The organism is Enterobacter vonholyi, from assembly GCF_008364555.1.
GTDB lineage: Bacteria > Pseudomonadota > Gammaproteobacteria > Enterobacterales > Enterobacteriaceae > Enterobacter > Enterobacter vonholyi.
Window position 1 is genome coordinate 20,554 of sequence record NZ_VTUC01000018.1, and the last position, 8,369, is coordinate 28,922.

The following is an 8,369-nucleotide window of genomic DNA, read 5'->3' on the forward strand; positions in this document are numbered from 1 at the left end:
CCAAAAGTGAAGGACATGGCTTGTCAGACGACGGATGAAGCAAGAGAGGATCGCCCGGGGGGCGATACAACAGCAGTGTGACTCTTGTTCCCTTCGCAGGTATTAGCCTGATCAGGTTCCGCGGATCCCGAATTAACGGTCTCAGCCCGGCTTTCGCTCTGGGCACTCCGACAAGAAAAATCCCCCTCGTGAGAGGGGCGAATGGTTGTAAATTACTCGTTAACGATTAAGAACTCAAGCAGGGCGCGCGACGTTCTCTTCGTTACTGATGTTCAAATCATTGTCCAGGGCGAGAGAGATCAGCTTATCTTCCAGCGTGAATCGCTCCTCCAGCGCTTCGCCGAGGTCGGATAGCGCTTTCTGGAACTCAAGATAGTTATCGTGATCGATGGCATTCTCGAGCGTGGAATCATAGTAATCCATGATCTGCTGGGTATTGGCTTCCAGCAGCGGATAGAGCTTGCTGGCCGCTAAATACGGCGTTGTCCCTTCCATTTCGCGGTTAATGCGTTCATAAATATTGAAATGGCCGTCGGACAGATAGTCGACCAGGCCCTGACAAAAATCATCCAGCGCTTTTTCGTTCAATCGCATAAACGATTCTTTGCCAGGCTTAATGCCGACCAGATTGTAATAAGCCACGAGTAGATGCTTGCGCACATGCAGCCAGCGATCCACCAGTTTGTTACTTCCTCTAACGCGCTCAGTCAGGCTTTCTAGCTGGTTTAACATGGTCGACTCCGCAAAGTGTAGGATTGAATCTGCTCATCCAGAATGTAACCACAATGCTAACAACATGTCAGTGAAGCGAAGGTAGTGCAATAGATATGGATCGTATTATTGAAAAATCAGATCTGGGTTGGTGGATCGTCAGCCACGAACAAAAATTATGGTTGCCCGGTGGAGAACTGCCCTACGGTGCGGCGGAAACGTTCGATCTCGTGGGCCAGCCTGCGCTAGAGATCGGCGAGTGGCAGGGTGAGCCCGTGTGGTTGATCCAGCAAGCGCGTCGTCAGGATATGGGATCCGTTCGCCAGGTGTTGGATCTGGACGTGGGCCTGTTCCAGCTGGCGGGGCGCGGCGTGCAGCTGGCGGAGTTTTATCGCTCGCACAAATACTGCGGCTACTGCGGTCATACCATGCACCCGAGCAAAACCGAGTGGGCGATGCTCTGCAGCCACTGCCGCGAGCGCTACTATCCGCAGATTGCGCCGTGCATCATCGTCGCTATCCGCCGGGATGATTCCATTCTGCTGGCGCAGCATACCCGTCATCGCAACGGCGTACACACCGTGCTGGCCGGCTTCGTCGAGGTGGGCGAAACGCTGGAGCAGGCGGTGGCGCGCGAGGTAATGGAGGAGAGCGGCATCAAAGTGAAGAACCTGCGCTATGTCACCTCCCAGCCGTGGCCGTTCCCGCAGTCGCTGATGACGGCCTTTATGGCCGAATATGACAGCGGCGAGATCGTTATCGATCGGAAAGAGCTGCTGGATGCGAACTGGTATCGCTACGACGATTTACCGCTGTTACCACCGCCGGGTACCGTGGCGCGTCGGCTGATAGAAGATACCGTGGTGATGTGTCGGGCCGAGTATGAGTAGTGTTACACTGAGGCCATGACGCTTAAGGAACTGCAAAAATGACCGAACTGAAGAACGATCGTTATCTGCGTGCGCTGCTGCGCCAGCCCGTTGATGTCACCCCGGTGTGGATGATGCGCCAGGCGGGACGCTATCTGCCAGAGTACAAAGCCACGCGCGCGCAGGCGGGGGATTTTATGTCGCTTTGCAAAAACGCCGAGCTGGCCTGTGAAGTGACGCTCCAGCCGCTGCGCCGCTTCCCGCTGGATGCGGCGATCCTCTTCTCGGATATTCTGACCATTCCGGATGCGATGGGCCTTGGCCTGTACTTCGAAACCGGTGAAGGTCCGCGTTTCACCTCTCCGATCAAAAGCAAAGCCGACGTGGACAAGCTGCCGATTCCCGATCCGGAAGGCGAGCTGGGCTACGTGATGAACGCCGTGCGCACCATTCGCCGCGAGCTGAAAGGGGAAGTGCCGCTGATTGGCTTCTCAGGCAGCCCGTGGACGCTGGCGACCTATATGGTGGAAGGTGGCAGCAGCAAAGCCTTCACCATGATTAAAAAGATGATGTACGCCGAGCCGCTGGCCCTGCATGCGCTGCTCGACAAGCTGGCGAAGAGCGTTACGCTCTATCTGAACGCGCAGATTAAGGCGGGCGCGCAGTCGGTGATGATTTTCGATACCTGGGGCGGCGTGCTGACCGGGCGCGATTATCAGCAGTTCTCCCTATATTACATGCATAAAATCGTTGACGGCCTGCTGCGTGAAAACGAAGGTCGCCGCGTGCCGGTGACGCTGTTCACCAAAGGTGGCGGCCAGTGGCTGGAAGCGATGGCGGCAACCGGCTGCGACGCGCTGGGTCTCGACTGGACCACCGATATTGCCGATGCGCGTCGTCGCGTGGGCGACAAAGTAGCGCTGCAGGGCAATATGGACCCGTCCATGCTTTATGCGCCGCCAGCCCGCATTGAAGAAGAAGTGTCGACTATACTGTCTGGTTTCGGCCAGGGGGAAGGCCACGTCTTTAACCTCGGCCACGGCATTCATCAGGATGTGCCGCCAGAACACGCAGGCGTATTTGTGGAGGCGGTGCATCGGCTTTCTGCCCAGTATCACAAGTAAGGAGTCGTTATGGATCTCGCGTCGCTACGCGCTCAACAAATCGAACTGGCCTCATCGGTGATCCGCGAGGATCGTCTGGATAAGAACCCTCCGCAGTACATTGGCGGAGCAGACGTCGGGTTCGAGCAGGGTGGGGACGTGACGCGAGCGGCGATGGTGGTCCTGAAATACCCTTCGCTCGATATGGTGGAGTACAAGGTCGCGCGTATCGCGACCACCATGCCGTATATTCCGGGCTTTCTCTCCTTCCGCGAATATCCCGCGCTGCTGGCAGCGTGGGAGCAGCTCTCGCAAAAACCTGACCTGCTGTTTGTCGATGGGCACGGGATCTCACATCCGCGTCGTTTAGGCGTTGCCAGTCATTTTGGGCTGCTGGTGGATGTGCCGACCATTGGCGTCGCCAAGAAACGCCTGTGCGGCGCGTTTGAGCCACTCTCCGCAGAGCCGGGTGCGCTGGCGCCGCTTATCCATAAAGGCGAGCAGCTGGCGTGGGTCTGGCGCAGCAAGGCACGCTGTAACCCGCTCTTTATCGCTACCGGGCACCGTGTGAGCATGGACAGCGCCCTCGCGTGGGTGCAGCGCTGCATGAAGGGCTACCGCTTGCCGGAGCCGACGCGCTGGGCAGACGCCGTGGCGTCTTCGCGTCCGGCTTTTGTTCGTTGGCAGGAAATTCAGCGATGATTCAGGTAAACTGCGCCTAATTTTCGATTCGAGAGATCATCATGCTACAAAACCCGATTCACCTGCGCCTTGAAAAGCTGGAAAGCTGGCAGCACGTCACCTTTATGGCTTGCCTGTGCGAGCGCATGTATCCCAACTATGCCGCGTTCTGCAAGCAGACCGGCTTTGGTGATGGCCATATCTACCGTCGCATTCTGGATCTGATCTGGGAAACGCTGACGGTGAAAGACGCGAAGGTGAATTTCGACTCTCAGCTCGAAAAGCTGGAAGAGGCGATTCCGGTTGCGGATGATTTTGATCTGTACGGTGTCTACCCGGCGATTGATGCCTGCGTGGCGTTAAGCGAACTGCTTCACTCCCGTCTGAGCGGTGAAACGCTGGAGCACGCTATTGAAGTCAGTAAGGCATCTATTACGACCGTCGCGATGCTGGAAATGACCCAGGAAGGTCGGGAAATGACCGACGAAGAGCTGCGTGCGAACCCGGCGGTTGAGCAAGAATGGGACATTCAGTGGGAAATTTTCCGCCTGTTAGCAGAGTGTGAAGAACGCGATATTGAGCTGATAAAAGGGCTGCGCGCGGACTTACGAGAGGCTGGCGAGAGCAATATTGGTATAATTTTTAACCAATGAGACAATAAATCTTGAGATAACGCCCGTTTTGTCGCTCCTCGACTCTTCCCTTTCGCCCCTTGTCTGGTCTACATTTGGGGGGCGAAAAAAAGTGGCTATCGGTGCGTGTATGCAGGAGAGTGCTTTTTTGGCATTTTCGTCGCACTCGATGCTTAGCAAGCGATAAACACATTGAAAGGATAACTTATGAACAAGACTCAACTGATTGATGTAATTGCGGACAAGGCTGATCTGTCTAAAGTGCAGGCTAAAGCTGCTCTGGAATCTACCCTGGCTGCTATTACTGAGTCTCTGAAAGAAGGTGATGCTGTACAACTGGTTGGTTTCGGTACCTTCAAAGTGAACCACCGCGCTGAGCGTACTGGCCGCAACCCGCAGACCGGTAAAGAAATCAAAATCGCCGCAGCTAACGTGCCGGCATTTGTTTCTGGTAAAGCACTGAAAGACGCTGTTAAGTAAGACGCGTGGCAGTGAACAGTTTTAGCGAAGGGGCGGTAACGCCCCTTTTGTCTTTCTGGCGTGGAACGCTCGCGCTGGCAGGCATGCTGCTGCTGTCAGCCTGTAGCCACGACACCTCCCTGCCGCCGTTTACCGCCAGCGGTTACGCGGACAACCAGGGCGCGGTCAGGGTCTGGCGCAAAGATTCCGGCGGCGAAGTTCATCTGCTTTCTGCCTTCAGCCCGTGGCATAGCGGCAATACGTCGACGGCGGAGTATCGCTGGCAGGGAGATGACCTGTCGCTGATTGAGCTGAACGTCTACAGCAAGACCCCCGAACACGTGAAAGTGCGTTTTGACGACCATGGCGAGCTAAGCTTTATGCAGCGCGAAGTCAGCGGTCAAAAACAGCAGCTTTCCAGCGATCAAATCGCCCTCTACCGTTATCGTGCCGAACAAATCCGCCAGACCAGCGATGCGCTTCGTCTGGGCCGCGTTGTGCTGCGCCAGGGACGCTGGCATAGCGATGGTACGGTGACAACCTGCGAAGGGCAGACGGTCAAGCCTGAGCTCGAATCCTGGGCAACCGAACACATTCAACGCCGTCAGCGTCATTCATCAATGGAAGTGAGTGTGGCGTGGCTTGAGGCGCCGGAAGGTTCTCAATTGCTATTGGTGGCGAACGAAGACTTCTGCACCTGGCAGCCGACGGAGAAGAGTTTCTGAGGTAAATACCCTCTCCCTTGAGGGAGAGGGTTAGGGTGAGGGGAAACAGACGGTTCCGTTACTTCCCCTGCTCGCGTGCAATCGCGCGATAGCCGATATCCTGACGGCTAAAGCTACCGTTCCAGTGAATATCTGCCATCAGCGCATAGGCGCGTTTCTGTGCTTCTGCCACGGTATGGCCCAGCGCGGTTGCACACAGCACGCGTCCGCCGTTGGTGAGGACGCGATCGTCGCCAGCCAGCTTCGTACCCGCGTGGAACACCTTCGCACCTTCAATCTCTTCCAGCGGCAGGCCGTGGATTTCATCACCGGTGCTGTAGTTGCCCGGATAACCACCCGCAGCAATCACCACGCCGAGAGACGCACGCTCGTCCCACTCGGAGGTTTTCTCGTCCAGCTTGCCATCGCAGGCTGCCAGACACAGATCCACCAGATCGGATTTCATGCGCAGCATGATTGGCTGCGTTTCCGGATCGCCAAAGCGGCAGTTGAATTCGATGACCTTAGGGTTACCCTGCTTGTCGATCATCAGACCTGCGTAAAGGAAACCGGTGTAGGTATTCCCTTCTGCCGCCATTCCCTTCACGGTCGGCCAGATGATGCGATCCATGGTGCGCTGGTGAACTTCGTCAGTCACTACCGGAGCGGGGGAGTAAGCGCCCATTCCACCGGTATTCGGGCCGGTATCGCCATTGCCCACACGCTTGTGGTCCTGGCTGGTGGCCATCGGCAGAACGTGCTCGCCGTCTACCATCACGATGAAGCTTGCTTCTTCACCGTCTAGGAACTCTTCGATCACGATGCGGTGGCCCGCATCACCGAAAGCATTGCCCGCCAGCATGTCCTGAACTGCGGCTTCGGCTTCGTCGAGCGTCATCGCGACGATCACGCCTTTACCGGCGGCCAGACCGTCGGCCTTGATAACAATCGGCGCGCCCTTCTCACGTAAGTAGGCCAGAGCAGGCTCCACTTCAGTGAAATTCTGATATTCCGCCGTCGGGATGTTATGACGCGCGAGGAAATCTTTGGTGAAGGCTTTGGAGCCTTCCAGCTGCGCGGCGCCTTCCGTTGGGCCGAAAATTTTCAGGCCCGCTGCGCGGAACGCATCCACCACGCCAATCACCAGCGGCGCTTCCGGGCCGACGATGGTCAGGTCGATTTTCTCGCTCTGGGCAAAACTCAGCAGCGCCGGAATGTCGGTCACGCCGATAGCCACGTTCTGCAGCGCGGGTTCCAGTGCGGTACCGGCGTTGCCCGGTGCCACGAAGACCGTTGTCACCAGCGGAGACTGCGCCGCTTTCCACGCCAGCGCGTGCTCGCGTCCGCCGTTACCAATCACTAATACTTTCATTTTCAGCTCCGGGAATTAATGGCGGAAGTGGCGCATGTCGGTGAAGATCATCGCGATGCCGTGTTCGTCGGCAGCGGCAATCACTTCGTCGTCGCGGATTGAACCGCCTGGCTGGATCACGCAGGTGATGCCCACAGCGGCTGCGGCGTCGATACCGTCACGGAACGGGAAGAAGGCGTCAGAGGCCATGGCGGAGCCTTTGACTTCCAGACCTTCGTCACCTGCTTTAATACCCGCGATTTTCGCAGAGTAAACGCGGCTCATCTGGCCTGCGCCTATCCCGATAGTCATGTTCTCTTTGGCATAGACGATGGCGTTGGATTTTACGAACTTCGCGACCTTCCAGCAGAACAGCGCGTCACGCAGTTCCTGTTCGGTCGGCTGGCGTTTGGTCACCACGCGCAGGTCGGCTTCTGTCACCATGCCCAGATCGCGGTCCTGAACCAGCAGGCCGCCGTTTACGCGTTTGAAGTCCAGGCCCGGCACGCGTTCTGCCCACTGGCCGCAAATCAGTACGCGCACGTTCTGTTTTGCCGCGGTGATTTTCAGCGCTTCTTCGGAGGCCGATGGCGCGATAATCACTTCGACAAACTGGCGGGAGATAATGGCCTGTGCGGTTTCAGCATCCAGCTCGCGGTTGAAGGCGATAATGCCGCCGAACGCGGAGGTCGGGTCGGTTTTGTAGGCGCGATCGTAGGCATCCAGAATAGAGGTGCTTACCGCCACGCCGCATGGGTTGGCGTGCTTGACGATAACGCAGGCCGGCTCGCTGAACTCTTTCACGCATTCCAGCGCCGCGTCGGTGTCGGCAATGTTGTTATAGGAGAGCGCTTTGCCCTGAACCTGCTGAGCGGTCGCAACAGAGGCTTCTTTTACCTCTTCTTCTATATAGAAGGCAGCCTGCTGGTGGCTGTTCTCACCGTAACGCATATCTTGTTTCTTAATGAAGTTCAGATTCAGGGTACGCGGGAAGCGGCCAGAAGGATCTTTGCTTTCACCGTGGTAAGCCGGCACCAGGCTACCGAAGTAGTTGGCGATCATGCTGTCATACGCTGCGGTGTGCTCGAAAGCTTTAATGGCGAGGTCGAAACGGGTATCCAGAGTCAGTGACCCTTCGTTGGCATCCATCTCATTAATAATGGTCTCGTAATCGCTGCTCTTCACCACGATAGCCACATCTTTATGGTTCTTGGCTGCTGAGCGCACCATGGTTGGGCCGCCAATATCAATATTCTCTACGGCATCCTCCAGAGAACAGCCTTCGCGGGCAACGGTCTGGGCAAACGGGTAGAGGTTAACGACAACCATGTCGATCGGCGCGATGTCGTGCTGTTCCATAATGGCGTCGTCCTGGCCGCGACGGCCAAGAATACCGCCGTGCACTTTCGGATGCAGGGTTTTGACGCGTCCATCCATCATTTCCGGGAAACCGGTGTAATCGGACACTTCGGTTACCGGCAGACCTTTATCTGCTAACAGGCGAGCGGTACCGCCTGTAGAAAGCAGTTCTACACCGCGTGCAGAAAGTGCCTGAGCGAATTCAACGATACCGGCTTTATCAGAAACACTGAGCAGAGCGCGGCGGACTGGACGACGTTGTTGCATGGTAAATCCCCTGGATTTCACGATTACAGAGAGCGTTAGATGAATTTTCCTGCGAAAAACTCATCTAACACACCTGACGAGGCATCCTTGTTAAGCGCGAGCATTTTAACGAAAACGTTTGCGCAACGCTCGCACATTTTCACTTTTTCGCATCACTGTGGATAACTTTGTGCATAAAAGGGTATAAGGCGGGGTTTTGCTGGGGAATGCAGCAGTCAGTCATTTTTTTGCAA

At 56.4% G+C, this 8,369-nt stretch carries 9 protein-coding genes and 1 riboswitch; of the genes, 6 read left to right on the forward strand and 3 right to left on the reverse strand.

Annotation, left to right across the window (positions count from 1 at the left end; translation table 11 throughout):
- Window positions 1–71: 71 nt before the first annotated feature.
- Window positions 72–180: riboswitch (TPP riboswitch) on the reverse strand.
- A gap of 54 nt (window positions 181–234) precedes the next feature.
- A complete protein-coding gene (gene rsd, locus F0319_RS18335) occupies window positions 235–732 on the reverse strand; it encodes a sigma D regulator (protein WP_149367514.1) in 498 nt (165 codons plus the stop codon).
- Between the two features lie 95 nt (window positions 733–827).
- On the opposite strand from rsd, the gene nudC reads away from it, so the two are divergent.
- The 6 genes from nudC (at window position 828) to F0319_RS18365 (ending at window position 5,180) form a co-directional block, all read left to right on the forward strand.
- Complete coding sequence (gene nudC / locus F0319_RS18340; protein ID WP_149367515.1) at window positions 828–1,601, forward strand: NAD(+) diphosphatase; 774 nt, start codon at window positions 828–830, stop codon at window positions 1,599–1,601.
- Window positions 1,602–1,639: 38 nt separating this feature from the next.
- Window positions 1,640–2,704 carry a uroporphyrinogen decarboxylase gene (gene hemE, locus F0319_RS18345; RefSeq protein WP_029742041.1) on the forward strand — a complete coding sequence of 355 codons (1,065 nt, stop codon included), beginning with the start codon at window positions 1,640–1,642 and terminating at the stop codon, window positions 2,702–2,704.
- A 9-nt stretch (window positions 2,705–2,713) separates the two neighbouring features.
- Entirely contained in the window at window positions 2,714–3,385 is a 672-nt protein-coding gene (nfi, locus tag F0319_RS18350; protein WP_149367516.1) for a deoxyribonuclease V, read from the forward strand.
- A 41-nt stretch (window positions 3,386–3,426) separates the two neighbouring features.
- Window positions 3,427–4,017, forward strand: a complete 591-nt coding sequence (locus F0319_RS18355; RefSeq protein ID WP_008503468.1) for a YjaG family protein — start codon at window positions 3,427–3,429, stop codon at window positions 4,015–4,017.
- Window positions 4,018–4,203: 186 nt separating this feature from the next.
- A complete protein-coding gene (gene hupA, locus F0319_RS18360; RefSeq protein ID WP_002445246.1) occupies window positions 4,204–4,476 on the forward strand; it encodes a nucleoid-associated protein HU-alpha in 273 nt (90 codons plus the stop codon).
- Window positions 4,477–4,487: 11 nt separating this feature from the next.
- Window positions 4,488–5,180 carry a DUF1481 domain-containing protein gene (locus F0319_RS18365; RefSeq protein WP_149367517.1) on the forward strand — a complete coding sequence of 231 codons (693 nt, stop codon included), beginning with the start codon at window positions 4,488–4,490 and terminating at the stop codon, window positions 5,178–5,180.
- A 58-nt stretch (window positions 5,181–5,238) separates the two neighbouring features.
- Here the strand turns inward: F0319_RS18365 and purD are convergent, their stop codons facing one another.
- Together purD and purH are read right to left on the reverse strand one after the other, a co-directional pair.
- Window positions 5,239–6,531, reverse strand: coding sequence for a phosphoribosylamine--glycine ligase (purD, locus tag F0319_RS18370; protein ID WP_111966117.1), 1,293 nt, complete (start codon window positions 6,529–6,531; stop codon window positions 5,239–5,241).
- 15 nt (window positions 6,532–6,546) lie between these two features.
- Window positions 6,547–8,136, reverse strand: a complete 1,590-nt coding sequence (purH, locus tag F0319_RS18375) for a bifunctional phosphoribosylaminoimidazolecarboxamide formyltransferase/IMP cyclohydrolase (RefSeq protein ID WP_111966118.1) — start codon at window positions 8,134–8,136, stop codon at window positions 6,547–6,549.
- Between the last annotated feature and the right edge of the window lie 233 nt (window positions 8,137–8,369).